This window comes from Tengunoibacter tsumagoiensis (assembly GCF_003967535.1).
In the GTDB taxonomy this organism is placed as follows: Bacteria; Chloroflexota; Ktedonobacteria; order Ktedonobacterales; family Ktedonobacteraceae; genus Tengunoibacter; species Tengunoibacter tsumagoiensis.
In genome coordinates this window covers 4,811,839-4,837,561 of record NZ_BIFR01000001.1, presented here as the reverse complement: position 1 = coordinate 4,837,561, position 25,723 = coordinate 4,811,839, and the positions used below count along the sequence as shown (strand labels likewise).

Sequence of the window (25,723 nt, the reverse complement as noted above, 5' to 3'; positions counted from 1 at the left end):
AGTTCTCTCTATACGGGTGGAGAGACACATGCTCTCCTAAGCAGGGGTACAGGGTATCAGAGAGAGCAACGACATAATAAGCAGGTGTCTGAGCACTCTCTTTTTGTTGTGTTGGTTTGCATCACCCCCTTTCAAACAGGTTGAAAGTAAGTCAGATCGATCCTTTTAGAGATCGGCCTTGACAAGAGAATAGTGCTGAATAGAGAGGATAGTACTTTATCTTGTAGAATATAGTAAGTGGGCATATAAATAAACTTCATCGTTATATTAATATAAGTATACGAATAGGAATTTTCCTTGTCAAGACTTTCAGGAAAATTGGTAGAAAGCAGTACTTTATTGGGATGTAAGGCTTTTATCAAGTAGAAGAGGGTACCATTAGATATAGATTTATGTTACTATATGGTGAATAGCGAGTTGTGTTCATCAATGATATACTGAAGTATTCTATAGGTACGAAGCAAAAGGCTTAGTGGCCTGCTTTGTGAAGAGAAGAAAGTGGACAGAGACAAGTGACAACACGACGACAATTGCGGGCTGATACAAGAGTTGAGGAGCTTTGTAAGAGCCTTCGCCAGATAGCTTTTGAAAGAGGGCCTGGGGCTCAGCTCCCTACAGTAAGCATGTTATGCAAAGAGATGGAGGTATCAAGTGTCACTTTACGAGATGCACTTGATATTTTAGAGACAGAGCAGATTATCTATCGAAAGAGGAGCCTGGGTATTTTTGTCTCTCCGAACATTCATCGGAAGTCTATTCACATTTTTTTTTCTGCGAACAACCTTATTTCAGAGGTACTGTCACCCTTTTGGGCTCTATTATGGATGCGTCTGGAACAAGAAGTACGACGGAGAGAACAGTTTAAGAATGAGATTTATACCTTTCATCTAGTTCCGCAGATTGCTGATACCAGAGATTCAGTCCCTGAGGATGTCAAAGAGCTGTTGCGAACACAGCGGGTACATGGAGTACTGGCTGTAGGATTGCATACAGTTGGTTTAGGAGAGGATACTGAGCCTTCAATTCCTTGTGTTACCTTTGCTGGTGGGGGCTCCTGGCTCGTTATTATAGATAATGCTGAAGAAGGTCGTATGGCCGCAGACGAATTGCATCGTCAGGGGTGCAAAAGGCTGGGTTGTTGGCTGCCAAATATGCTTTATTTTGATATACCGGGCTGGAATGCTCATGATATTCCTCATCTCTCTTTAGAAGAGATGGCGTCTTTTCTTCAGTTTCGTAAGACATTGGAAGAAAAAAAATTAACCTATTATCCAGAATTTATGCGCCTTCCCCATCTGCCATTGTCACAGCAGGTGCTCTCGCCGCAAGAGCAAGGCTATCTTTTAGCGAAAGAAGTCTATGGAGGGGCCAGTGATTTAAAGCCTGATGGCCTGTTTATTGGGGATGATCTGCTTGCCGATGGAGCGCTTACTGCTTTAGAAGAGATGGGCATTAAAATTGGAAAAGATGTGAAAGTTATTGTTCATACCAATGCCGGTTCACCTATTCTGTTTGGGCATCTAAGAAAGATTACGGCGCTTGAATATAACCCATTAGATATTGCACAGGCTATGTTTTTGCAATTGGATACGCTTATGGCTGGCCTGCCCCTGCGTGAGCCAAATATTATGATTCGCCCCCGATTGCGCAAATAGACGAGCATAAGCTCCCTTCACGATCAGGCTATTTATGGGGTACAGTGTGACGCTGGGTATCTTTTGAAGAAGTCCTTGAAGAATTTTTAGTGTGAGCGATGTCCAAAGCGCACCCAGAACAAGATCAGCATCAATGAATAAAGCAGACAGGCAATGACAAAGAGAGGTGCATAGCCAACATGGGTAATGATCAGCCCTCCAATAGGCGTTGCCAATGCATAAGAGACTTGGTAGGCTGCCTGATAACTACTATTAGCGAGTCCACGATGACGAGGCTCAACTACCTCCATTGAAAAGACTTGAAAGATGCCTTGAGACATGTCGGTCAGCCCCTGACGAAGAGGATAGGCAATAGCGGCAAGTGGAAGCGAACGTGTGAAGCCAAGAATGAGCATAAGTGGCAGAGCCAGTACTCGTGGAATCACAATGCTTGCCACCTGGCCAATGCGGAGAGCCAGCCAGGGAGCCATCAGGATCATACAAGCGTGTAAGAGATTAGCCCCACCATCAAGAGCCCCAAAGAGCGCTGGAGAGGCCCCTAGATGCTGTACAAAATAGAGATTGAAGTACGGAATAAATAAGCCAGCGCCACAATAGAGAAGGATCTGCGCCAGAAGCATCGTTGCGAATGGACTTTTTAGCAAAGGTCGCCAGCGTTGCCTTATCTTCGCAAGTTGTGTCATTCGTTGTTGCAGCTGAGAGTGAAACGAAACCGGTACTTGTAGACTTCTGGGTATGGTAGCAGGTCGATCAGATGCCATCAGGAATAGTGGAATAAAGCTAGGTAGGGAGATCAAGCCAGCCAATAATAACGAGAGCTGATAGGAGCGTGCAGTAGCTCCTGAGGCCAGAAGCCACTCTAATCCTGTTGGTAAAGGAGCCATAAGCGTAGGAAAATTACGGATCCATCCAGGCAAGAAGCCTCCGATAAACTCGCCCAGTACCGTAGTGCCAAGACTGAGGACAATGTTGAGGCTAAAGAGATGTGGTCGCTCTTCAGAGGTACTATGAGTTGAGAGAAAAGGGGCATTGATGACAAGTAAGAAGGCCCCACCAATACCAGCGATAAAGCCGCTTATACAGAGAGTAAGAGGGGTTCGAAAAAGAATCTGGCCTGTTCCTGCCAGACCAACGAGGACACTGGACCAGATAAGAATCAGCTTACCGCCAAAGCGATCAATGCAGAGGCCAGCGGGAAAGATCATCAGACCCCCCCCAATAGTGGCAATCAACAGAACCAGGCCAATAAAATCCGCCCCATAGCCTAACTGAGCAAGATAGAGATTATAGAGAACAGTAATAATCCCTGCTGAGATCCCACTTAAAGCATTGCTTATCAAATACAAACGGGCGCTTCGCTGAAAGCGCCCGAATTGTTGGAAGTAGCTATTAACGTGAGCCATTGCGCAATTGGCTCGACGTAATTGTATGGGTTTCGGGATCATAAGAGCTTGTCGCTGTTGAGGGCTCAGCGCTGCGGCGATCCATAAGCATCCGCAGACCGGGGCTTTTTAATTCCATCTCCTCTTGTGTCGATGGAACTGGTGGTTTGCTCTCTTCTCGTTGCCAGAAACTGCGGGATGTGAGCAGTCTGGCAACTGTTTGTACCTGAACTGTACGAGCTCGGAACTCGATTGCAGCATTGGCCACGCGATCCGAGACCTGTTCAACCTTTTTATCGGCCTGCTTCACTCGTAGTGGAACTGTAGCAATGGCCTTCATAGGCGTTGGGGTCTGTTCGGCAGGTGGGACGCCCTGAATGGCGGAAGCTGTAGTGCGATTAACGCTCTCCACATTGGGCCGCAGTAACTTAATGAGCTCTGTTTTTTCGCGCACCCAGGAGAGACCAAAGGCCATAGCCAGATTGAACACAACAGCAACAATGACAAAGATCAGGAGAAAAAGGCAGATAATAATCCCCCCGATCTGTCCCAGTGTCTCAATCACCGGATTAACAGCAAGCACCGTAGTAACCATTATTCACCCCCTGCGCTGGCCTGCATTGCTTCTAACTGCTGTTGACGGCGCTCTTCAGCGCGAGATCTGGTATGGCCTTTGCCAAAGAAGACCTTAACCATCTGTTGGCCAGCTACAGCGGCAGCCACCACACGGACACTGGGGCGCAGTGCCAGTTCAGAGGCAAAACTGGCGGTATTGCCAATAGTCGAAACGGTATGTCCTGCCGTCTGAGCAGTCTCTTTGACCAATCCAACTGTCTCCTGGACTGAAGAGACAAGCGGTTTTAGCTCATCGCGCACTGTCGTGATTGTGCGAACCAGCATAAGGATTGAATAGATCTGAAACAGCGTCGCGGTTACCATCAGTAAAGCCAGGAGGAATAGAGCGATATAGAGTACATCGAGTAAGACATGGAAAATGCCAGCCACCACCAGGCCGGCAATGATCAGTAGTGCCACCACCACCGCTACAATGATTGCATATTTTTTTGCACTTTGCACAGTGTGCCTCCTAATACAAATCTGAAGCAATTTGGTTTCATTATAGCGCACAAGCGAGAATACTTATAGTCTGTGCGGTATTGAGCGCTTTGAGCGACAATGAAAACCATCTTATAAAAGAACATTCCAGGTCCGGGTTATTTTTGCAAGCGAAGTACTGATTTGCTGTATAAAATAGAAAACCATTCGATCGAAAGTATCCCAAAGGCATCGAATAAGGCAGCGCAGGGATACCTACATAGTCTTATACGAAGAGATGTACCAGAAAGACTACATGGATAGCACAATCTCTTTGCTTGAATTCTTACATGTCCCTGTTTCACTAAAAAAGTGATCACTCTAATGAATGAACTTCTCTCTCTATCTATAGAGGAAATGTCAGCTCTATTGTCCGAGCCGATTGTTCTCCCTGTTCTGATCAATCAAGAGAGGAAGGGCGTAACCTGCTGGTTTGCTTTCGAAAGACTTGTCAGTTGAGCGTTCTACCCTATAGAATAGAGATACTATTTTGTGGTATAGGAGGCTAAACATTATGTCCGTGGGATTTTCACTTCCCTTATTGGTAATGGGGGATAGTCCAGTGGCGCTATCTGGAAGCATTCTGGGTATCTCCTTTGCTATTACACAAGGTCAATTGGTTTATGCAATTATTGCAGCATTAATCGGTGTCGTGGCAGAGTTTATTATCGGCTGGCGGCTCCCCTTTGGTGTCGTCGGAGCATTCTTTGCTGCTTTGATTGGCATCTGGCTGTTTACAAATGTCATTCCCGTTGATATTGAAGGCTCATTAACGATTGCAGGCGAGACTATTCCAGTTGTCAAAGCCATTATCGGGGCTATTCTGGTGGTAGCGGCCTGGCATCTATTAACGTTCCCTACATGGCGCACACGCCATAGCTATTATCGGCGTCGGCGCTCGCCAGAGTATCGTCGTAGCGAGCGGAGAGGTTATCGGGGATATCGTCGACGTCGACGAGAGTACCGCGATTATTAGATTTATCAATACGTCACGAGCTGATCATTATTGGAGTTGTGTCGTTGAGATCTCATGAAGATGTGACAGGGTGGAGTGGGTTCAGCAGGGCCATCAAGAAAATGATGGGGTGTGACAGGGTGGAGTGGGTTCAGCAGGGCCATCAAGAAAATGATGGGGTGTGACAGGGTGGAGTGGGTGAGCAAGGCCATCAAGAAAATGATGGGGTGTGACAGGGTGGAGTGGGTCACCACGGCCATCATGAATGATGGGCCCTACACGTTTATGCGATAAATCGCTCATGAGGGGCAAAATTATTGTATAAAGTGGAGAGTCTGACATGAATGGCCGCGGTCCTTTCGCCCAGAGGGGGCTGGGGATCGCTCTCTTCTATTCTTCAGAAGAGAGTGGATTACTTTTTTCAGCGTAATCCGTAGATTGACTCATGGATATGCTATAATGAAGGCCGGTTGTTTTATGAGTTCATGAGGCTATGTGTTGTGTCCACGACTACCATTACTTTTATTGTCAGTGCATTTGTTACTTTTTTTACCGTCATTGATCCAGTTGGCCTTGCCCCTATTGTGGTTGGATTAACCTCTCATTTTAGCCCCGCACAGCGCAAAGTGATCGTGACCCGTGCTATCTTCATTAGTGCAGGAATTATTACCTTTTTTGCTTTGGTCGGACGTTTCTTATTAGATCGTCTGGGGATTAATTTATACGCCTTCAATATTGCAGGCGGAGCGATGCTCTTCTTAGTCGCAGTAGATATGCTTTTTGGTCGTTCTTCAGGAACCCGTGAGACGAAAGCGGAAGAAGAAGAAGCCATGACGCGCGAGGATATCAGTGTCTTCCCCCTGGCAATTCCCATGATTGCAGGCCCAGGAACAATTGCGACGACGATCCTGTATGTAGACCTGGCAGGTCCGCATCCCCTTGACCTTTTAGCCGTAGCAGCCGCAATTATCAGTTCATTGTTTGTCGCATGGATGGTCATGAGGGCAAGTGGCTGGCTGATCCAGCGCGTCGGTAAGACGGGTATTCTCGTGTTATCGCGTATCCTGGGAATCTTGCTGGCCGCCCTGGCGATTCAATTTATGCTAAATGGTTTGAGCCTCTTTGCCCATACTAACGGTTTTATTAGATAGATAGTTTTTCGCGCCTGCCAGATAATAGCCTGCTTAGAAGTCCTGACTGGTGAGCAAGTCTGCCACCTTGACTTGTTTCTAGCGTAGTAAAGAGAAAGAATCTCTTTTGTATGAGGGACGAGTGGAGACAAAGCAATCTGCCGAGAACGAACAGCGGATACATGCCGAACTGAGTTATCGAACAGCTCTGCATCACTATCGTCAGAAGCGAGGGGTTGATCAACAGTGTTGGGTGACCTGGCTGATCGTGGGAATCACCGTAATTATCTGGTGTATCACAGCTACTCAGGCCGCTATAGTTGGAGGATTTCGCGATTGGCGTGCAGTACTCTATGATATAGGGAACAATGCAATCAGTGTGCAGAATGATCAGTCACTTTCTCAGGTACTGATAGCTGCTGGAGCAAAAGCGGATAATCTAATCAAGCAAGGAGAGTATTGGCGTTTTCTAACGCCCATTTTCCTCCATGCTAATGCACTCCATCTGTTACTGAATATGGTGAACCTGCTGGTGCTAGGCATTATTCTGGAACGGATTATGGGCCATCTCCGTTTTTTATTTGTGTACACGATCACTGGCATTGTCAGTATGATCGTTAGTTTCGTCTTTGCACCAGATATACTTAGCGTAGGAGCGTCGGGAGCGATTTTTGGGCTTGTTGGAGCCTACAGCCTCTTCATTGTCATGCATCGAAGAGCTTTTCCTCGTGGTGGCCTCTTTGCATTGCTGTGGTTGATTGTTGTGATTGGGATCAACCTTGGGTCAGGAGGGATCTTTCCGAATGTTGACAATTATGCGCATATTGGCGGTCTTATAAGTGGATGTGTCCTGGGTGCGTGGTTTATGCCGCTCTATCGCACATCATCGGTAGCGGACCAGACGCTTGTAGATGTACACAGTCTTACCTATCGCTGGCCCTTGGCAGTTTTGACAATTTTAGGTACACTACTATTTGCAATTATTGCATGTTTTTTGATCTAAACGGAACGAGATCGTTGCCGCCTGAACGCATGTGCGTCTTTTGCGTCTGCGATTGATCATAGTGGAGGAAACGAGTGGAAGCTCAGACAGAGATCCAGACATATCTGGAACAGGGAAAGCAAGCGCTAGCGGCGGGTAAAGGACGAGATGCTGCGATTGCGTATGCGCACGGGGCGCAGATTGAGCCTAATAATCCTCTGGTCCATCTAGGATTAGCGGAGGCCAATCTCGCTTTAGGGAATTATGGTGTTGTGCAGATGGCCTGCCGACGCGTTCAGGAGCTACAGACGCCCGATGGTTTAGATTCAAAGATTGCGCAAGCTCTCCTTGATCTCTTAGACCGTCGCTATGAGCGAGCACTTCAGAACGTCGATGCAGCTATTGAGATAGAGCCAGGCATTGCCTATCTCCATGCTTTGCGATCCTATCTCTTGCGAGCTACTGGACAGGATTATGATGCCAATCTTGCTCGTGCACGTGCTACTCGGCTCTCATATGGAGGTCGTTTCGAGAACTGTTTTCCCGTTGTAGATGTGAAGGGCAGCTCCCGTTCCACACCAACTGCCTTGCCTGGCAGCAATAGCAATCAGGATTCAGCAACGGTAGCCCAACAGGTACAGCTCCCACCTCAAACGCCAGAGCAGAGACGGGAAGAGAAACAATGGAAGCGTCCTGATGGTATGCGCCGTACCATGATTCGTACGCGTTATACATTAAGCCAGTATCCTTTCCTCCTTACTTTCACGCTAATCGCGATTAATGTGGTCGTGTATCTGCTCGTAGGATTAAATTACCATAATCTCCTTGCATTCGATGGGGTACAGATCTTTTTTGCAGGGGGGCAGAATAGCTATTATATTCAGCAGACAGGCGAATACTGGCGTATTTTTGTGGCAATGTTCTTGCATTTTGATATTACGCATCTTGGTCTAAACATGCTTTCTCTCTTCTTTATCGGGCGAGGGGCAGAAGTATTTTATGGCAAGTGGCGTTACCTGGTCATCTACCTGGGATCGGGCGTTCTGGGAGGTCTGGTAACCTATTTCTATTATCTCCAACCACAGTATGCCAATACAGTGTCAGCGGGAGCATCAGGAGCTATCTTTGGTGTCTTTGGTGCGCTGGGCGTTTTCTACATGGTGAATCGTCGGGCGTTAGGTGTCTATGGTCGAGGGGCGATTGGTAACTGGGCCTTCTGGCTCTTAATCAACATGGCCTGGGGTTTTAATTCACCCTCAATTGGTATCGTTGACCATATTGCGGGCCTGGTGATTGGGATGATCATTGCCTTTTTATTGATCCCCCGTGGTCGTCGTATCCATTTATAGGGACCAGCAAGAAGCAAGCCGCATTTTTGCGGCTTGCTTCTTGTTTAAGAGAGTACACTAAATGTAGGGAGTCGAGCTTGCAATCTCGTTGTGACCCGGCTGAGTCACATGATCCTTTCCACGAGTCGTAACTAGCTTTGCGGTGCGTGGGTGAGACGATCCTATCCATGCCCTTTACCCCCCTGTTCGACTCTCTTCCTTTTTCACTCTGTGACTCGCGGAATAAATTGGCCGCAGTGGCCAGGATATGGTGTTTTTTGAGATTTTCTCAATATGTTTTCAGGCCCGCTCCAAATCTTGCCAGGAGTTAACAGCTGCTCTCATCTCGTCGTCCTGGTAAGCAACACTCTGTAAGATGCGAATGGCCTGCCGCTTCTCTGACACCTCGCCATGTTGCAACTGGGAGAAAATGTAGTCACGCGTGAGTCGCAGGTATTCATTCTCCAGGGCTAGCGTCTCTCGACACAATCCGCGCAACTGCTTGCGATCCTCTTTAGAATCAGGAAGCGCATATCTCCAGGCATCTTTGCAGAGATCGTAGATGGTCACCACAAGCTGTACTCGCTTGTCATGGGGAAGATACTCTTTGCAAAGCCGCATACTCTGGCTTTTCTGCCCCACATAGCGCCCGGTTTCCAGGGAAAGAATGAACGTCGCGATCCATGTTGTCAGGGCAACGAGCACACGTGTTCCACGAGGAGTGCCTGGACGTGCAAGTATAGTATCATAGCCGTAAAATTCCCCAGCAGGATCGGGGTACGTGAGCGGAAAGACAAGAGGCGTCATCAATGGATAGGTAATGCCTTCTCTCTGGCGTGGAATACTGAGATGGAACACACCGGACTCGATCACATCAAGAACATAGTGTGAAAACTGTACGGGAGGAAGATCTGCACGCATATCTTTCCCATAAACAAGCACACCAGCGACCTGAATCAGAGCACTCAAAAAGCTGGTCTGTGCCGCATCTGGTCTCAGCTTTTGTAACAAGACATCCTCAGAGTAAGCATGTGCATCAATCTGAACTGGACTGCTGGCCTGGCACTCTGCAATAAGATACTGAAAGAGTGCTTCCTCAGCCTCTGTAGTGGTGCCACGGAAGATGATGAAGAGATCGACGTCACTGGAGTTGGAAGATCGGTCGTGACCAACAGCCGTTCCGTCGCTGGTGCTCCCACCGAGATAGTAGCTACAAATACGTTCCGGAAAAGCATTCTCGAAGAGGGTGATCAGATGCACCAAAAAGGTATCAAGGGATTCGCTTTTTGTGCTTGCATGCAATTTCGTGCCCATCAACCATTTCTCCTCCACATACGCTCAGAGGCATGCAAAGCATGGTGAGTAAAATTAATGAGCCTTTGCAAGATAATTTCTTTTTTGCTAAAGCATTCTTAGAATACTTGATTGAGAAGTATTTTCTAAAAGAGCGTTTTTCTAGCATCTAAAGTTCCATATCCTGGCTTATCTCTTGCAGCTTATCGAAGATACTATAGCTGCAAGAGATAAAAAATAAACACAAAGGCTGCTATATTTTTATGCACCATGTTCCAGTTTTTGGACCTGTTCGTAGACCTGTTCGGCCTCTTCAGTCTGTCCTAAAGCTTTGAGGGTATCGGCCTTCTTGCGCAGGAATGATCCATTGCGTGGCTCCAGCTTAATCGCGATCTCATAGGTGGCCAGGGCCTCTTGATATTGACCAAAGTTGAAGAGGACATTGGCCTTCCCTTCATAAGAAGAGGCGCGCTGAGGATCAAGCTTATAGGCGTATTCATAGGTCGAGAGCGCTTCATTAAAGCGGCGCATATGGTAGAGCGTATCCGCTTTATAATCATAGGTTTGAGAATGCGTGGCATCCAACTGGATAGCTTGATCGAAGGCTGCCAGGGATTCATCGTAGCGCCCCAGGCGGAAGAGGGCCCGGCCTTTGCCAGTATAATGTTCAGCCGTTTGCGGGTCGAGTTGAATAGCCTTCTCTGAGTAGGAGAGAGCCTCTTCTGATCGCTGCAATTGGCGGAGAATCCAGGCCTTCCCATTATAAGCAGGTGCACAGGACTCATCGGCCAGGATAGCCTGATCATAAGCCAGGAGAGCCTCTGGATAGCGCCGAAGCGTTGAAAGAGCCGTCGCCAGTCCAAGATGTCCATCGAGATAGGCTGGATCGATTTCAATCGATTTTTTGTAATAGGTTAAAGCATCTTCATAGCAGTGTAGCTCATAAAGAATCATAGCTTTATCATTGTAAGAAGGGGCGTAGGTCGGATCGAGGCTAAGCGCTGTCTCTACAGAGGCCATGGCATCCTGATAGTTCCCTAGTGCGAAGAGAGCGCTTGTTTTTCCTTCGTGTGCATAAGCAAAGGTCGGATCTTTCTGAATAGCATACTCGAAGGCATTGAGAGCCTCCTGAAATTTCCCTTGATCATACAGCGTATTACCCTCTTCAACCCATTGTTCTTTCGTCAGGGTGATTGCAGCTACATTGGGGGTTGAGATACTCAAAGGAATGCTAATCTCGCGCCCAGAGGCACTGGGATCAATCGAAGGGATATGTAGGTCCAGCAGACTGGTAAGGAAAGATGTGATATCAGGGAAGCGATCTTCGCGTTTCTTCGAAAGAGCACGTAAGAGCGCTTGCTCGACATAGGAAGGAACAGCGGCATTAATCTCTGTTGGAGGGAGAGGCGGTTTGGTCTGGTGAGCCATGGCAATCGTTACTGCATGCTGACCCGTGAAGGGTGGGCGGCCAGTCAGCAATTCGTAGGTAATGCACGCCAGGGCATATTGATCGCTGCGTCGGCTTACAAAGCCCTCAAATTGTTCAGGGGCCATATAACGTGGGGAGCCAATAACATCGACCGTCTGAGTTTTGGTGCTTTCAAGAAAGACAGCAATTCCAAAGTCTGCGATCAGAGCATCATTCTGAGCATCAAAGAGAATATTCTCAGGTTTGAGATCTCGATGAACATAATTCTGTTTATGAACATAATCGAGAGCCTGTCCTACCTGAGAGATGATTGTTAGCACCTTCTCCAGACTGAAGAGCCCTTGTTTTAGCTGAGCCTGATGTTTCATCAGATCGCGCAAAGATCCATTTGGGGCAAACTCAGCAATGATGTAGGGCGTTCCTTCATCCACGCCCACATCGTAGATTGGCAGGATATGCGGGTGCTTCAGCAGTTCAAGAAATTGAGCCTCCTGCAAAAAACTCTCCCGCTCATGTTCTGATGCGAGATTCGTATTATGCATCAGCTTGATTGCGACAGTGCGGCTGGACAGGATGACATGTACACCTTTATAAACAGATCCGAATGCGCCAGCGCCAATTGGAGCAGTTATGCGGTAATTGCCAATTTTCCTGCCGATGTACTTGTTTTCACTTTCCATGGCTTTCCCCTTCGTAGATCCGCTCTAAAGCTAGAGACGTTTTATACACACAGTTTCCCAGTATAGCAAGCATGAGCTCTTCATGTCAACACTCAGCAAGTGAATGAGTGCATAAGTAAGTGAATGCGGAGCATGACAATACCGGGCCTTCCGTCTGAGAGCGCTTTTCGCAGAAGGGGCCTTGATGATAAGAAGGTGAGTAGTCTATCGTTTAAGCCGAAATGGGAATGTCTATATATTTAGCCGCTACGGTTGTTTCAAGTAATGGAAGGTGTTCTTCCTGAAGCAATGCCAGATGTGTTTGCAAAGCCTCTTGTATAAGTGTTTCGACCTCCTCTTGCGTATCCCCTACAGCAACACAGCCTGGTACATTGGGTGCATAGGCACCATAAGAGGATTCACCTTTTTCAATAATGACTAGTATTCGAGCCATATTGCTTATTTCCCTTCTAACAGCGCTTGTTTCCAGACACTTTCTCTAGAATATTATACCATTCTTCCTGAGGAGACTTTTTGAAAACCAGTCAAAGGAGGCTCTTCTATGAACTCGAACAAATCGTGCTCTCTAGACGAGCTCGACTATAATAGGATGAGCAGTGGTGAATATTCTCTGCCTATTCAATACTACTTGCTACTGACAGATCGCCATGAGTGAACTTATGGTCTTTTTTGTATGTATGGAAAGATGATGATGTTCTATTTTATCTGGAAAAGATTATTAAAGAGTTTTTAAGTCGATTTATTTTTTTGTGCACATGTTTATTTACGTATAGAGGATGGTTTTCTTATGTCTATGCAACAGGGACGCTCCCACTTGACGCCGGGGGCACGATTATGGCGTAATCGACAGTTTAATATCTTCTGGTTCGGGCAGACACTCTCTGTATTAGGGGATTCATTTGCAGTCATTGCTATACCACTTTTAGTATTGCAGGCGACGGGCTCAGTGGCCACGATGGGGCTTGTCACCGGAGTCTTTGGTGTAGGGCAAGTGGTGATGGGGATTTTTGCGGGTCTGCTTGTTGATCGGCTGGATCGCCGAAAATTGATGATCTTTAGTGATCTTGCACGCACGCTGCTGTATCTGACTATTCCAATCTGTTGGTATGTGTATGGTCCGCAACTCTGGTTAATTTTTGTTGTTGTGGCGCTGGGATCGTGCCTGGGCATGACCTTTCAGATTACCTATGTTACGACCATCGCTAATCTGGTAGATACTGATCAGATTACTGAGGCCAATGGGCGGATGCAGGTCACCTATGCGATTGCCTTTGTCCTGGGTCCGGTGCTGGCGGGGGCTGTCTCTGGTAGCTTTGGCTCCAGTGTTGCTATCAGTTTTGATGCGCTCTCATTTTTTGTCTCTGCTTTTTCGATCTTCTTTATTCGCTTAAAGCCCCAGCAGACGCTGCCACCAGTGAGTATGAAAGGGAACGTCCGGCAAGAATTTCTGGCGGGCTTACAATTTCTGTGGAAGCAGCCGGTCTTGCGCTGGGTCACGATTCTCTTATTCTTTCTTACCATTTTAACGTCGGGCGCAATGGACCTGTTTATGTTTCATTTGAAGCATGATTTGAAGCAGAGCGATAGTGTCGTTGGAATTGTCTTTGGTCTGGCAAGCCTGGGGTCATTGGCTGCGGGACTCATGATTCCTACATTGCGCAAGCGCCTGGGTTTTGGTTTCTGCTGGATTGCTGGCTTTATGTTGAATTGTCTATTCCTGGGGTTAATAGGAGTCTCGGGTCAGCTTTCATTAATTGCCCTTATGGCGGTAGGCTTTACCTTTACCAGCACAATGGCTGGTGTAACCTCGATGTCTTTACGGCAGGAGATCACGCCCGATCATCTCCTGGGGCGCGTCACCTCAGCTTTCTGGACGATTACGGCTGCGCCCGGGCCATTGGGAGCGGCCTTTTTCACCGCTTTGACTGAGAAACTGGGGACGCCAATGGTCTCGCTTATTATTGGTGGAGTGGGGATGCTCGTTGTTGGAATTGCTATCTTTACACCCATTCGGCAAAAATATCCAGAGCGTGCTGCAAATCGTCTGTTAGCTCTAGAGGCAGATCAGCCCCTTGAAATCCTCCCAGGCGAGCCCCAATCAGCCCTTCCGATGGTGAGCAACGAGATCTTTTTAACCACCACTGGCAAACAGCGAGCGATCAAAGTGGGAACGAAAGATTTGTAGCATGAAGCCAGCAGAAATACGAGATGGCGATACAGATAAATCCTGCATCGTCATCCCGCATTTCTGGTGGGATTGTGCAAACGACTCGTTTGCAGAGGCTTATTCCTCAACTCGAAAGACACCTAATTGCTCTTTTGGTGGGATAAGATTCACGAGCTCTTCATCAGAGATTCCCTCGAGCTCTTCATAGATAATCTCAGCCCCATCTTCAAGCTCGCCATCAATGAGATTGAGATCGCTTAAGCCGCGGAAGGCTACGGTAACCCAGCGGCCTTCATCATCTTCATAGTTATCCTCGCGCTCTTTTCCGCGCTGCAAGGCTTTTTTGTATGCCTCCTCAGGCGAGCTTGCGCGGATCAGGACCAGACTATTATAGACGATATGTTCGGCTTCACCAGTGATGCGAGCCTCTTCAAGCAGCTCAGCAAGGTACCATTGAAAACCTCTAGCATTATTTTGCATTCTGTACACCTCGGTCTGTTTTACCCCCTCTTCAGGACGTTGAGAGTCTATTGTAGCGGACCAGTTTCAGAATAGCAAACAATAATTGTTACTTGTCGTCTTTACACTCTTCTCCATCTTGTTCGCCGGGTTGCTTAAGACCCTGGACGGCTGCAGGTGGCGGAGTAAGCCCCCTGGCTGGATGGAGCCAGGCTTTAACGCGCAGGTAGAGCGTCATGATCCCTCCAAACCAGAGGCCGCCATAGATATAGCCCGCCATGACGTCACTGGGCCAGTGTGCTCCGAGATAGATGCGTGAAGGGCCAATCGTTGCAATCAAGAACGTGCAGACCCCCATCAACGAATTGCGTAGTCTGCTTGAGCGCCAGTTTGTGCCAAGGAGATAGATTAAGAGGCCAAACAGATTGGTATAGTGCATGACATGTCCGCTAGGGAAACTGGGCTCATTGATCACGCGAGCCACCGTCACCAGATCTGTTGTCGGTCGAGGCCTTTTAATAATGCGCTTAACGATCATATTCAGAATATTTGAAGAAGAAGTAAGTAAGATAAAGAGGGCCTCCAGCCGGAAGCGCAGAGCCCAGAAGATGCCAGCAATCCCAATCGTAATAGGAGTTGCCAGCCAGGGAAAACCAATCTCTGACACACCCAGAAAGAACTTCCGAATCCAGGGTTGACGATATTTCTGTAGGCGAATAGTAATCGAGCGATCACCAGGGAAAAACTGTGTGCGTTGAGCAATCCAGGACAGAATCATAGCCCCTGATAGAAGCCAGAGATAGAATGCGAGAAACATCGTTCCACGTGAGACTGCGCGACGTCCCGAGAAAGACGTCTCAGCCGCCACGCGTTGAACCTCAGTGGCTACGCGGCCTGCCTCATTGACCATCGGCGCGATCTCAGGTAATTTGACCTGCGGAAGATTATACTGTGCCTCTGGTGTATTGACGTTTGTATCAGATGGTTTCGTGTTATTGGACATGCATTGGACCTTTCTCTTCAAGAAGTCTATCCTGCTGGGCCTTTTGTGTCTGGCGTTTATTTTCTGGTTGTTTTAGATTAGGGCCAGTGGCAGTCTTTTCTGGTACTCTTACGTGCAATACACTTGATTGGATGCTAATAGAAACAGGGGTATGACCTTTGGGGACGCCATCAGCATGAACATCGACAGCTAAGGCTGCATCCACATGAAGCGTTTTAATCTTGCGCTGTGTGACTTTTGTCGCGAGGGCGCGGCGGCCCTGACTGATTGAGATTGCATGACGGAGATAATCGAGCTTGCTAAAATTCTTATAGATAAGTACATCGAGGAAGCCATCATCCATAACTGCATTGGGAGCAAATTGGAGGCGCGCTCCATAAAAAGGAGAATTGCAGATGCTGATCTGTATCGCGTGAAATGTGCGGCTGCGGCGTCCATCGAAGCTCACTGTGTATTTTGTTGGTTGAAAAGAGAAGAGGGTGCCTAACCCCTTAAAAACCCCATGAATGTTCGAGAGCCAATGCTTGCTTTTCACTTCCTCGGCAGCAGGGAAGAGAGCTGCCTCCAGGCCAATACCGGCCACCTCTAGAAAGATATGATCATTCATCTTGCCAACGTCAATTAAACTTGTGGCACCATTGGCAATGATGTGGCACGCCTCGTCAAGATCTTCTGGAATCTTCAGACTCCTGGCAATGTTATTCATTGTTCCCATAGGGAGAATCCCCAGTGTACTCTGTGTATCGACCAGTCCACCTGCAACCGCGTGTAGGGTGCCATCTCCTCCGGCAGCGATGATAAGATCAGCTCCTTCGGCAGCAGCTTGTTGTGCCAGACCACGACCAGACTCTTCAGGAGTTGTATATTGAACTTCTGGTTCAATACCCTGCTTGCGAAGGGCTTCCAGGATTGCTTCCTCTTTTTGTTGGGGTGAATGTTGATTAGACGCGAGGAGCGAAGCTCCCGAACCAGGATTAAGAATAAGAACAGTACGCATAACACCTACTCCCTTAGAAACCACATACATCTCTCTATTAAAAAGAATTAAAAGATTCGTTATGTAAGATTGCTTCTACAACCATACATGATTGTCAGGCCAAACGATTCATTATGTGAGATTGCTTCTGCAACCATACATGATTGTCAGGCTAAGATGCTATTGAGATAGAAGCATAGCCCATCATTTTTTGATGAAACGGTTGAGATAGTTACTTTTAGTACGACTATGCTCATATGTTCGTCTCAGAGAGGTGTCGATGTGGACATGCTCAGATGGAGCTTTCAAAGTCGAGCGACCCTTTGACATGATCGGAGACCCAGCGAATTGCCTGACTTCGTGTTGGATATGGCAAAATAGTGGCAGCCAGTTGTTCGGCGGAGAGTTTAAGCTGCATTGCAAGAACAAGTGGTGCGAGGAGATCATCAGCACGCTGCCCAAGAATCTGACCACCAAGGATGAGTCCAGCCTCATCGACAAATAGTTTTACCTGGCCCATTGTCTCTCCGCTTGTAATGGCACGTTCAATCTCATTGAAAGAGATATGTCCAACGCGATAAATAGCCTGCTTTTCCCGCAGCTCTTCTTCTGTCTTGCCCACATGTGCAAGAGGAGGATCAGTATACGTGACCCATGGAATAATACGTTCGCCAAACGGTTGTGGTTGATTGGCGAAGGCATTTTGTGCCGCTAGTCTCCCCTGTTCATAAGCGAGATGAGTGAATTGTAGCCCACCAAGCACGTCGCCAGCGGCCCAGATATGGGGCACATTCGTCCGCAGCGTCTGGTCCACGGGCACGCCGCTGGCCATGCTTACCACGCCAGCCTTTTCCAGAGCCAGTTCTGTCAGGGCGGGACGCCGGCCAAGTGCAAGCAAGATCTCATCGACCTCAAGCTCACTCTGCTGACCATCCTTGTGTTGTAGTAGAAGTTTTTTCCCCGAAGGTGTGGATGAGACACGAAGCAACTGGACCTCGCTCTGCAACGAGATCCCTTCTTGTCGGAGCAGGCGGCAGAGTTCATTGGCCAATTCACGATCTTCTTTTTCCAGCAGGTGTGCGCTTTGCTCTAAAACGGAGACCTGAACTCCAAAGCGTTGAAAGAGCTGGGCAAATTCTATGCCAATCGCCCCTCCACCCAGGATAGCCAGTCGTCGTGGTAGGCTTGGTAGCGAGACAGCCTCTCGATTTGTCAGGAAGCCGGCCTCCGAAAGCCCCTCAATCGCCGGGATCACAGTTTGATTGCCCGTTGCAAGAATAACGCGTGGTGCTGAATAGGTAGTTTCTTGTACCTGAACTTCATAGGGTGAGATAAAGTGTGCTGTACCTGAGATGACATCAATCCCCTGTTCGTGCAAGCCCTGAACAGCTTCTTCAGGCGTCCCACCGCGAATACGCTGAATAACCTGGCGAACATAGCTCTGGACCTGTTGCCAATCAACAGTGACTGTAGGGATAAAGAGGCCGTAGGGAGCAGAATGTCTGGCTTGATAGAGTCGATGGGCGATTGCTAACAGCGTCTTGGTGGGATCGCAGCCATAATTCAGACAGGTGCCACCGAGCTGGTCGCGTTCCACAAGCGCGACGTGAGCGCCCTGGGCTGCCGCTGTCGCAGCGGCGGTACTACCAGCTGCACCAGCTCCCAGAACGATCAGATCATATTGTACGTTTGGCCTGGCTTGATTTGCATTGATTGTGGGCATTGTGGGCTCCTTTTAGTGACTCTGTTTGAAAGACGTTATCACTCTATAAAATGGCGCGGCTACGGCCAATGGTTGTGCTCATTAATAAGACTGAGGAGTGAAAAAGATATAAGTGAGAGCATGACCCTCCCCCTCTTTTCATAGGATAAGAACAGGGCCAAATGGGATCATTGTGCCTGTACCTGGATTCTTGCATGGTGTTTGAAACTGTTAGCTCAACAGCCTTGTATAGAAAGTAGAAAGTAGCATCTCATCAGCACACTGTAGAGAATATGAGATCATAAAATCATGCATGGGAGGGAAGGGTATGGATCAAGAACACCCGAATGACAAAGACATAGATGCGATCGAATCTGGGATGGCAGTTGAGACCCTGCGCGGCGACCTGGGTGAAGCTGATGTAAGCAAGCCGCAAGTCGTCGCAGTCGAACGAGATCAGGCAGGACATGTTGAGAAAGTCATTGTGAAAAAGGGAAAAATTTTTCAGAAAGAGCTAGATATCCCCATCAGTCGTGTGCAGAACGTTGAAGCGCCTTCCAAACAGGAGTCAGATGGAAGGATTACGCTGAATATATCCGAACAAGAGTTAGAAGCAATGACCTCCCCTGGTGCTGTACAGGTGCAGAAGGCGATAAATGAAGATGATTTTCTCGACGATATTGGAGAGAGCATTCCGACAGCAGAAGCTTTGAGAGATCATGAGGAGCTTTCACATCTTTCTAAAAGCCATCAAGTTCAGGTTGAAGAGCGAAAAGAACAGCCGAATGCCCTCTTGAGGCTATTAGGGCCAGGCTTTCTGGGAGGGATGGCTGGCAACGACTCTTCCGCAGTTACAGCCTATTCAATTGACGGAGCACAGAATGGTTTTGGGCATCTCTGGTTGATGTTGCTCTCAACGCCAATGTATTATTTCGTCATGACAACCTGTGCACGGATCGGCCGCGTCACCCAACAGGGTCTGGCAGAGGTATTACGAGAACATTATGGACGTTGGGTGGCTCTCTTTGCAGCGCTCGTTCTGGTAGTGGCAAATATCGCGATGATCACTGCTGATCTGGTTGCGGTTGGGAGTGGTTGTGAGTTAATTACAGGGATCAGTTGGGTCTGGTTTGTTGTCCCGGTTGCCGTGTTGCTCTGGTATATTACCGTTTTCCGCAATTTTGAATCCTTGAAAAAGATCTTTCTGGTCATGAGTCTGGCCTTTATCGTGTACTTTGTCACAGCTATTATGGCAAAGCCAGATTGGCAAAGCATACTAGTTCATACATTTGTGCCTCATATTGACCTCAATTTTGCCAGTGTGAGTAGTGCAGTTGCCTTATTGGGGGCCACTATCTCTCCATATAATATCTTCTGGCAGGTTCAGGGAGAAAAAGAAGAGATTCGCACAGGCCCTCTCAACAAGAAATTGCATGAATCGGCTCTGGATGTGATTGTAGGAGTCTTTAGTGGAAATCTGATTGCTTATGCGATCATTATTGCAACAGCCGCGACACTTTTTGTTCATCATCGAAGTATTGCCACCGCTGCTGATGCGGCTCTGGCCCTGACCACCGTCCTGGGTCCTGTGGCGAAATATCTCTTTGCGATTGGTTTTATTGGTGCTGGTCTGGTGGCCATTCCTGTACTACTTGCTGGTTCTTCTTATGCCATCTCAGGAACCATCGGATGGCCGGCTGGACTCTCAAAACGACCCTGGCAGAATGAAGGTTTTTATCTGATTTTGACCATAGCCATGCTTATCAGCCTTGGATTAGCCCTATTACATCTAGATCCTATTCAATTAATGTTCTGGGCTAATATCCTCTCAGGAGTTCTCTCTCCAATATTGATTATCTACCTGATTATTATCAGTCGCAATCAGAAATTAATGCGTGGGAAGCAGGTTGGGCTGGGAACGACTATAGCTCTTGTATTCACGTTTCTGGTGATGGCAATAGCCGCTGTGTTACTGTTTTATGGATTAGCGACCGGTCAACAGGCCTGAGAGACTTCGTGACAGAAACGAAATTTCGCGGATCTGCGTGTCAAGAAGGGAGGTTATTCTCCTTGACCGTTCTCTTTATGCTAGACAAGGAACCTTACCTATGGTGAGTAATGAAATCTCGAACTCGGTGAATGTCTTATTTGATAACCCTTTTCAAATAGAAGATATTCAAGTCTTTGATGATGAGACATTACACCATCTCTTAACCCATGCCTCATTTGGTCTGACCTGTTGTCAACTTGGATATGCCTTGCAGGGGGGGGCTGGTCCTTTAACAAAGCGCATAAAGCGGATCCTACCCAATGAGCAGCGAGAACGCTTTCAGGAAGCCTTGCATCAGAAGATCGCACCAGAAGAGAGAGATCATGCTCGTGAAGAGATCTTACAAGGGCTGTTCTGGGAATTAATCTATTGGAAGAAGCCAGAGCTCTACGAAGAGCTGACGGCGGGAGAGTATCTGCATCCTCAGATTTTTCAGCACCTTGCTTCAGATTTGCAGGGAAAAAAGATTTTAGATGCGGGAGCGGGAAGTGGGAGAGCCTCGTTAGAATGCCTACGCGCCAGAGCGCAATCGATTGTTGCCGTTGATCCTTCGATCGGTCTCTTACGCATCCTCAAGCGAAAATTAGCTTTTATGAAGGAGAAGCCACACCTGGTGCTGCGCCCAGGACGTTTTGAGGAGCTGCCTCTAGAGAATCAGAGTGTTGATATTGCGCTCTCCTGTTCGGCATTTACAGCAACAGATGAGCAGGGTGGTGAGCCAGGACTGGCCGAGCTGGAGCGTGTGACGCGGCCTGAAGGCAAAATAGTCATAATCTGGCCGCGAGTGCAAGATCATGATTGGTTCCGGGCGCATGGTTTTCACTATGTCTCTTTTCCAGTACAGGAGGAGATGTGCATTCATTTTCGTTCGCCTGCATCAGCACAACGTTGTGCAAGATTGTTTTATGCACATAATCCCGCGATCTTAGACTACCTTGTAGACAATCAGACGGCAGAGCTTCCCTTTTCGGTCCTTGGTATAAACCCACCACGTGATTATTTCTGGCGTAATGGAGATGAGAGGAACTGATCCTGGTCGCTACAGTGAGGCAATCAGAACTTTTGTGCTCGAGGTATAGATTCAGTATCCGAGAACGACAGGAGATGAAGAGCATGCCTGCGTAAAAAGAAGCAGAGCTCATTTGCGTATTGCTACAATAAAATAGGAATGTTCCAAGAGAAAGCCCATGGTCGGGCTTTCTCTTTTATTAGTAGAGAATTAACAAATAGTTACCTGATTTTAGGGAGATAAGAAAACTTTAAGAATACTAGTAATACGTTAAATTTTGATTACATTTTGCTAAAGCCGGGTTTAAAATAGTTACAGGTCATTGTAATTATAGGTAGAAGAGTATATGCTAGTACTGCAAAGACTCAGAGCTGGATTGATCATATATGCCAAGTGGAAAGAAGAGGTTACCTGTGCAGAAACAAAAAAAGACATTGAATGCAGTGCCAGAGATGTCAGATGCAATGTTAGCCCAACTTGTTTTAGAGGGTGATCAAGAAGCCTTTGAACTCCTGGTAGTACGCTATAATACCTCATTGTTTAATTTTATTTGCCGCTTCCTGGGCGACTATGACCTGTCCTGTGATGTCTTGCAGCAGGTTTTTCTGCGCTTCTACCTATCTCTTCCCAAATTGGGAACTGGTGAGCCTTTTAAATCCTGGCTCTTTCAAGTTGCCCGTAACTGTTGTGTTGATGAACTAAGGCGCAGGCATCGTTACGCTTTGCACTTTTCGCAATTAGAGACCGAGAATAGTGAAGGGGAGCTATCGGGGCTGTGTGAGTTACCAGACCCTGGTCCACTTCCTGAAGAGTTGATGGAGCGTCGTGACTTGCAGAAACTGCTCCATGATGCGATTCAAGCGCTTCCCCCCAAATTTCGTGCAGTTGTCATTTTACGCTATGCTTCACAGCTAAGCTTCTCTGAGATTGGCAAGAGTTTGAGTATGCCCGAGGCGACAGCGAAGACGTACTTTCATCGGGCCAAAGTCCTTTTGCGTAAAAATCTGGGCCCCTTGCAGACCGTCTTTGCTTAATGAATGGATCAACCATCTCATCTGGCAGGGGTGCTATGTATGATTTTTACCTATGTAATCTGGCGAGATTGTGCATAAAGATGAGCAGGTTCATGCGTCAAAGGCCATCAGCCATGTGAGCTATTTTCTGGCATGACTCGTGTTACCGATAGATTGAAACGAGTCATAAAGAAAGTTGGAGATACAATGAGAACGTTGCAAGCAGTGATCTTAGACGTGGATGGTACGCTGGTTGATAGTAATGATGCTCATGCGCATGCCTGGATAGAAGCCATGAAGGATTATGGGCATCAGATTCCTTTTGAGAACGTTCGTCGACTCATCGGTATGGGGGGAGATAAGGTCTTGCCTGAGATTCTAGGAATTGAGAAAGAGAGTGAGGAGGGCAAGAAGATTACCCAGCGCCGAAAAGAGCTTTTCAAAGCGAAGTATTTTTCCACAGTTAAACCGTTTCCGCAGGCAAAAGAACTGTTACAGGCTATGCATGATCATGGTCTTAAGCTGGTGATTGCGACATCTGCCGAGGAAGAAGAGCTCAAAAGTCTCTTGCAGCTCATTGGACCAGATGTTGAGCAGTTATTTGAGCAAGAAGCCGCTGCTAAAGATGCTCCGGCTTCGAAACCCGATCCTGATATTATGCAGGTCGCTTTAAAGAAGGCTGGTAATCATGCCGATGAAGTTGTGATGGTGGGCGATACAATCTATGATATCGAGGCGGCTCAAAAAGTCCATATTCAGACGATTGCCTTGCGTAGTGGAGGCTGGAATGGAGAAGATCTTCAAGGAGCGATGGCGGTTTACGATGATCCAGCAGACCTTCTGGAGCATTATGATGCATCACCTCTGGCTTATAAAGGATAGGAGTGATGCCTGAAACGGGGTCTGGAGCTCATCGGTTCCAGACCCCGTTCGTTTACACTACCTCGTTGTTAGAAGCCCAGGTAGGTGTTGTATTTGTTCCAGAGAGCAATGATGCGAGCGCGCGTCTCTGAACCTTTAATGGGGGTATAGAGCAGCGTGAGCACAACACCGATAAGCAAGCCCCAGCGGAAGATCGCCTTATTGCGCTTGCGTTTGCGCTGATACTGTGAGTACTGATCCTGCACCGAATCGCTGAAGTCTCTGGCATTGCTCCTGGCCTGTTGAAGGCTCTTTGCCGCTTTTTTCGAGCTCTTATCAAAGATCTCCTGAGTGCTGGCGACACCAGTGGTCAGTGTGTCCTGGACCGGAGCCTGTAGCTCTTTCAAGTTTTTCTGAGCCTTTTTAGCATTTTTCTCGTACGCCACCTGAGCAGCGGTCAAGCCTGCCTGGAAGGTATCTTGAGTCCTATTAACACCAGCCCCTAAATTATCCTGCATCACTCCTTGCAGCTCTTTCAAGTTTTTCTGAGCCTTTTTGGCATTTTTCTCGTACGCATCTTGCGCATATTCCAGGCTACTTTGTAGGACATCCTGAGCCTTAGCAATGCTTGCGTTATAGACCTCCTGTGCCCTATCAGCGCTGCTGCTATAGGTATCCAGGAGATTGTTCTGCGACTTTTTCAGGTTTTTTTGCACCTGCCTGGTATTCTTATCTGCTTTCTTCTTATTGTCTTGAAGCAGCAGGCCAGCCAGGCCCGTACCAGCGATCAAAAGATTTTGAGCTTTTTTGGCACCTGGTTTGGTGGTCTTGCGCGTATGTCCATAAATATCCGAAGAGGTATCCTTTGATGAACTATAGACCCCCTGGACAGTATGTTTAGCGCTATCATAAGCAGACTGGGTTGTCTCTCTGGCATTGTCGTAGGCTAGCTGAGCCTTATCTTTGGCAGTATCGTAGGCGAGCTGCGCGGTATCTTTTACCTTATCGAGTCTGGCTTGACTGACATTCGTAATTTTCGCCATGTAAGTTCTCCTTCTATCTGCAAAATGCCCTCATTCGTATTTTTTTGTGTTTATGTTTTACTCTGTTATAAGCACGCAGAAGTTATCTGTGTAGTTTCACTTTGTAATGAAGAGGGGCTTTGTCTCGCAAGAGGCCTTTTTGAGACAAAGCTGTTTTTGTAGTTCGGGAGCAACGTTTAGCTATGAAGATTCTGCCAGCATTCGCGGGCAATCTCCCAATCTTCTTCAGTGCGAACGATGAGCACACGTACTCTAGAATCGGGAGTGGCGATGTCAGTATCGGCCAGGGATTGCTCATTCAAGCTCTGATCTATCTTTAGATCGAGAAAGCCCAGCCTTTCACAGACGCTACTTCGTACAAGACGATCATTTTCACCAACGCCTGCTGTAAAGGAAAGGACATCGATTCCACCGAGAGAGGCAACCATAGCACCAATAAAGTAGGTAATGCGATAGATATAGATAGCAAGTGCCAGCTTAGCACGTTCATTTCCCTCATCGACAGCTTTTTCCAATGTACGCATGTCGCCAGAGATGCCAGAGATACCCAGGACACCGGATTCCTTATTCAGGACCTGATCCAGTCTATCGGCGCTATATCCATGTTCGCGTTGAAGATAGATCAGGATACTGGGATCGACAGTCCCTGATCGACTCCCCATCATCAAGCCCTCGAGCGGTGTAAATCCCATAGTGGTATCAACGCTCTGGCCATTGCGGATTGCAGCCAGGGAGCAGCCGTTGCCAAGATGACAATTCACAATCCGCAGTGTCTTCACATCGCGTTTGAGAATATGAGCGCTGCGCTGGGAGCAATAGAGATGACTTGTACCATGGAAGCCATAGCGTCGAATGCCTTGTTCATACCACGAATAGGGTCCAGGATAGATGGCTGCTTCCTGGGGGATAGTACTGTGAAAGGCAGTATCGAAGACGGCGACTTGAGGAATCTGCCCTAGAATCTGCTCAGTCGCTTTCATACCATCGAGCGCAGCAGGATTATGAAGTGGAGCATATGGGATCAGCCGTTCAATAGTTGCCTGAACTTCAGGGGTGATGCGGACACTTTCGCGATAGTCAGGGCCACCATGAACGACCCGATGCCCTACGACAGAGATCTCTTCAGGTCCAGAGATAACGCGAGTCTTGCCATTCCAGAGTGTCTTTATCATTTGATGCGTAATCTCTAAGCGGGTCCCGGCAGGAACTTTTTGTACCTCTGTCTGACCATTCGCCTTGATTTTAATCTCTGTACTTCCTTTCTCCTTGGTCCAATCGGCATTGGCCTCCCAGAGGGGAGTTAGAGGTTCAAGGCTGGGATTCTGGTCAATAGCGTATAAACGACATTTCTGGCTACTGGAGCCAGCATTGAGTACAAGTATTTTCATTGCAATAGTATGCCCTCACTTTATCAAAAGCGATATCTGCGCCTTATTTATGGTCAATGATAGATGAATTGTGAACGCCTATCATCGACCGTTCTATTATACGTCGCGCTGAACGTGAATAGT

At 47.6% G+C, this 25,723-nt stretch carries 22 protein-coding genes; 10 read left to right on the top strand and 12 right to left on the bottom strand.

The window, feature by feature from the left end; genetic code table 11:
* The first annotated feature begins 512 nt into the window (after positions 1 to 512).
* Entirely contained in the window at positions 513 to 1,655 is a 1,143-nt protein-coding gene (locus tag EL628_RS18905) for a substrate-binding domain-containing protein (protein ID WP_126581465.1), read from the top strand.
* Between the two features lie 86 nt (positions 1,656 to 1,741).
* Here the strand turns inward: EL628_RS18905 and EL628_RS18900 are convergent, their stop codons facing one another.
* From EL628_RS18900 to EL628_RS18890, 3 genes are read right to left on the bottom strand one after another with little or no spacing between them, the layout of a single operon-like run.
* The gene (locus EL628_RS18900; RefSeq protein ID WP_161975605.1) at positions 1,742 to 3,058 is read right to left on the bottom strand and encodes an MFS transporter; all 1,317 of its coding nucleotides are present in this window, start codon (positions 3,056 to 3,058) and stop codon (positions 1,742 to 1,744) included.
* A complete protein-coding gene (locus EL628_RS18895; protein WP_126581463.1) occupies positions 3,045 to 3,632 on the bottom strand; it encodes a hypothetical protein in 588 nt (195 codons plus the stop codon). Before EL628_RS18895 ends, EL628_RS18900 begins: the two co-directional genes overlap by 14 nt.
* A complete protein-coding gene (locus tag EL628_RS18890) occupies positions 3,632 to 4,114 on the bottom strand; it encodes a hypothetical protein (protein WP_126581462.1) in 483 nt (160 codons plus the stop codon). The genes EL628_RS18895 and EL628_RS18890 overlap by 1 nt, the downstream gene beginning before the upstream one ends.
* A gap of 532 nt (positions 4,115 to 4,646) precedes the next feature.
* Here EL628_RS18890 and EL628_RS18885 point away from each other — a divergent pair.
* The 4 genes from EL628_RS18885 (at position 4,647) to EL628_RS18870 (ending at position 8,548) form a co-directional block, all read left to right on the top strand.
* Entirely contained in the window at positions 4,647 to 5,108 is a 462-nt protein-coding gene (locus tag EL628_RS18885) for a hypothetical protein (RefSeq protein ID WP_126581461.1), read from the top strand.
* A 479-nt stretch (positions 5,109 to 5,587) separates the two neighbouring features.
* A complete protein-coding gene (locus EL628_RS18880) occupies positions 5,588 to 6,238 on the top strand; it encodes a MarC family protein (protein ID WP_245994160.1) in 651 nt (216 codons plus the stop codon).
* A gap of 106 nt (positions 6,239 to 6,344) precedes the next feature.
* On the top strand, positions 6,345 to 7,220 hold the full coding sequence (locus EL628_RS18875) for a rhomboid family intramembrane serine protease (protein ID WP_126581459.1): 876 nt from the start codon (positions 6,345 to 6,347) through the stop codon (positions 7,218 to 7,220).
* A gap of 74 nt (positions 7,221 to 7,294) precedes the next feature.
* Positions 7,295 to 8,548 (top strand): rhomboid family intramembrane serine protease, encoded by a 1,254-nt coding sequence (locus tag EL628_RS18870; protein ID WP_126581458.1) that lies wholly within the window; start codon positions 7,295 to 7,297, stop codon positions 8,546 to 8,548.
* A 279-nt stretch (positions 8,549 to 8,827) separates the two neighbouring features.
* Here the strand turns inward: EL628_RS18870 and EL628_RS18865 are convergent, their stop codons facing one another.
* The 3 genes from EL628_RS18865 to EL628_RS18855 all read right to left on the bottom strand — a co-directional run bounded on the left by EL628_RS18865 (position 8,828) and on the right by EL628_RS18855 (position 12,362).
* Positions 8,828 to 9,841 (bottom strand): hypothetical protein, encoded by a 1,014-nt coding sequence (locus EL628_RS18865; RefSeq protein WP_126581457.1) that lies wholly within the window; start codon positions 9,839 to 9,841, stop codon positions 8,828 to 8,830.
* Between the two features lie 240 nt (positions 9,842 to 10,081).
* Complete coding sequence (locus EL628_RS18860) at positions 10,082 to 11,929, bottom strand: serine/threonine-protein kinase (protein ID WP_126581456.1); 1,848 nt, start codon at positions 11,927 to 11,929, stop codon at positions 10,082 to 10,084.
* Positions 11,930 to 12,140: 211 nt separating this feature from the next.
* Complete coding sequence (locus EL628_RS18855) at positions 12,141 to 12,362, bottom strand: type II toxin-antitoxin system HicB family antitoxin (RefSeq protein ID WP_126581455.1); 222 nt, start codon at positions 12,360 to 12,362, stop codon at positions 12,141 to 12,143.
* 354 nt (positions 12,363 to 12,716) lie between these two features.
* Between EL628_RS18855 and EL628_RS18850 the strand changes: the two genes are divergently transcribed.
* Positions 12,717 to 14,114, top strand: a complete 1,398-nt coding sequence (locus tag EL628_RS18850) for an MFS transporter (protein ID WP_126581454.1) — start codon at positions 12,717 to 12,719, stop codon at positions 14,112 to 14,114.
* A 99-nt stretch (positions 14,115 to 14,213) separates the two neighbouring features.
* On the opposite strand, the gene EL628_RS18845 is transcribed toward EL628_RS18850, so the two are convergent.
* The 4 genes from EL628_RS18845 to EL628_RS18830 form a co-directional block, all read right to left on the bottom strand.
* Positions 14,214 to 14,576, bottom strand: coding sequence for a DUF4288 domain-containing protein (locus tag EL628_RS18845; RefSeq protein WP_126581453.1), 363 nt, complete (start codon positions 14,574 to 14,576; stop codon positions 14,214 to 14,216).
* Between the two features lie 88 nt (positions 14,577 to 14,664).
* Positions 14,665 to 15,558, bottom strand: coding sequence for a phosphatase PAP2 family protein (locus EL628_RS18840; protein ID WP_126581452.1), 894 nt, complete (start codon positions 15,556 to 15,558; stop codon positions 14,665 to 14,667).
* A complete protein-coding gene (locus EL628_RS18835; RefSeq protein WP_161975604.1) occupies positions 15,548 to 16,555 on the bottom strand; it encodes a diacylglycerol/lipid kinase family protein in 1,008 nt (335 codons plus the stop codon). The genes EL628_RS18840 and EL628_RS18835 overlap by 11 nt, the downstream gene beginning before the upstream one ends.
* A 271-nt stretch (positions 16,556 to 16,826) precedes the next feature.
* Positions 16,827 to 18,257, bottom strand: a complete 1,431-nt coding sequence (locus EL628_RS18830) for a dihydrolipoyl dehydrogenase family protein (RefSeq protein WP_126581450.1) — start codon at positions 18,255 to 18,257, stop codon at positions 16,827 to 16,829.
* 307 nt (positions 18,258 to 18,564) lie between these two features.
* Between EL628_RS18830 and EL628_RS18825 the strand changes: the two genes are divergently transcribed.
* The 4 genes from EL628_RS18825 (at position 18,565) to EL628_RS18810 (ending at position 23,190) form a co-directional block, all read left to right on the top strand.
* On the top strand, positions 18,565 to 20,244 hold the full coding sequence (locus EL628_RS18825) for an NRAMP family divalent metal transporter (RefSeq protein ID WP_161975603.1): 1,680 nt from the start codon (positions 18,565 to 18,567) through the stop codon (positions 20,242 to 20,244).
* A gap of 100 nt (positions 20,245 to 20,344) precedes the next feature.
* On the top strand, positions 20,345 to 21,316 hold the full coding sequence (locus EL628_RS18820) for a class I SAM-dependent methyltransferase (RefSeq protein WP_126581448.1): 972 nt from the start codon (positions 20,345 to 20,347) through the stop codon (positions 21,314 to 21,316).
* Between the two features lie 392 nt (positions 21,317 to 21,708).
* Positions 21,709 to 22,329: an RNA polymerase sigma factor gene (locus EL628_RS18815; protein ID WP_245994158.1), complete on the top strand. Its 621-nt coding sequence runs from the start codon at positions 21,709 to 21,711 to the stop codon at positions 22,327 to 22,329.
* 186 nt (positions 22,330 to 22,515) lie between these two features.
* On the top strand, positions 22,516 to 23,190 hold the full coding sequence (locus tag EL628_RS18810; protein ID WP_126581446.1) for an HAD family hydrolase: 675 nt from the start codon (positions 22,516 to 22,518) through the stop codon (positions 23,188 to 23,190).
* A gap of 68 nt (positions 23,191 to 23,258) precedes the next feature.
* On the opposite strand, the gene EL628_RS18805 is transcribed toward EL628_RS18810, so the two are convergent.
* Complete coding sequence (locus EL628_RS18805; protein WP_126581445.1) at positions 23,259 to 24,212, bottom strand: hypothetical protein; 954 nt, start codon at positions 24,210 to 24,212, stop codon at positions 23,259 to 23,261.
* A gap of 176 nt (positions 24,213 to 24,388) precedes the next feature.
* Positions 24,389 to 25,600, bottom strand: coding sequence for an acetate/propionate family kinase (locus EL628_RS18800; RefSeq protein WP_126581444.1), 1,212 nt, complete (start codon positions 25,598 to 25,600; stop codon positions 24,389 to 24,391).
* Positions 25,601 to 25,723: the final 123 nt, after the last annotated feature.

Excerpts from the sequence above, each read along its gene's own strand:
- EL628_RS18865 (WP_126581457.1), bottom strand. The coding sequence starts at position 9,841 with ATGGGCACGAAATTGCATGCAAGCACAAAAAGCGAATCCCTTGATACC.
- EL628_RS18850 (WP_126581454.1), top strand. The coding sequence starts at position 12,717 with ATGTCTATGCAACAGGGACGCTCCCACTTGACGCCGGGGGCACGATTA.
- EL628_RS18820 (WP_126581448.1), top strand. The coding sequence starts at position 20,345 with ATGGTGAGTAATGAAATCTCGAACTCGGTGAATGTCTTATTTGATAAC.
- EL628_RS18860 (WP_126581456.1), bottom strand. The coding sequence starts at position 11,929 with ATGGAAAGTGAAAACAAGTACATCGGCAGGAAAATTGGCAATTACCGC.
- EL628_RS18830 (WP_126581450.1), bottom strand. The coding sequence starts at position 18,257 with ATGCCCACAATCAATGCAAATCAAGCCAGGCCAAACGTACAATATGAT.
- EL628_RS18825 (WP_161975603.1), top strand. The coding sequence starts at position 18,565 with ATGGATCAAGAACACCCGAATGACAAAGACATAGATGCGATCGAATCT.
- EL628_RS18845 (WP_126581453.1), bottom strand. The coding sequence starts at position 14,576 with ATGCAAAATAATGCTAGAGGTTTTCAATGGTACCTTGCTGAGCTGCTT.
- EL628_RS18895 (WP_126581463.1), bottom strand. The coding sequence starts at position 3,632 with ATGGTTACTACGGTGCTTGCTGTTAATCCGGTGATTGAGACACTGGGA.
- EL628_RS18885 (WP_126581461.1), top strand. The coding sequence starts at position 4,647 with ATGTCCGTGGGATTTTCACTTCCCTTATTGGTAATGGGGGATAGTCCA.
- EL628_RS18855 (WP_126581455.1), bottom strand. The coding sequence starts at position 12,362 with ATGGCTCGAATACTAGTCATTATTGAAAAAGGTGAATCCTCTTATGGT.
- EL628_RS18840 (WP_126581452.1), bottom strand. The coding sequence starts at position 15,558 with ATGTCCAATAACACGAAACCATCTGATACAAACGTCAATACACCAGAG.
- EL628_RS18805 (WP_126581445.1), bottom strand. The coding sequence starts at position 24,212 with ATGGCGAAAATTACGAATGTCAGTCAAGCCAGACTCGATAAGGTAAAA.
- EL628_RS18800 (WP_126581444.1), bottom strand. The coding sequence starts at position 25,600 with ATGAAAATACTTGTACTCAATGCTGGCTCCAGTAGCCAGAAATGTCGT.
- EL628_RS18810 (WP_126581446.1), top strand. The coding sequence starts at position 22,516 with ATGAGAACGTTGCAAGCAGTGATCTTAGACGTGGATGGTACGCTGGTT.
- EL628_RS18900 (WP_161975605.1), bottom strand. The coding sequence starts at position 3,058 with ATGGCTCACGTTAATAGCTACTTCCAACAATTCGGGCGCTTTCAGCGA.
- EL628_RS18835 (WP_161975604.1), bottom strand. The coding sequence starts at position 16,555 with ATGCGTACTGTTCTTATTCTTAATCCTGGTTCGGGAGCTTCGCTCCTC.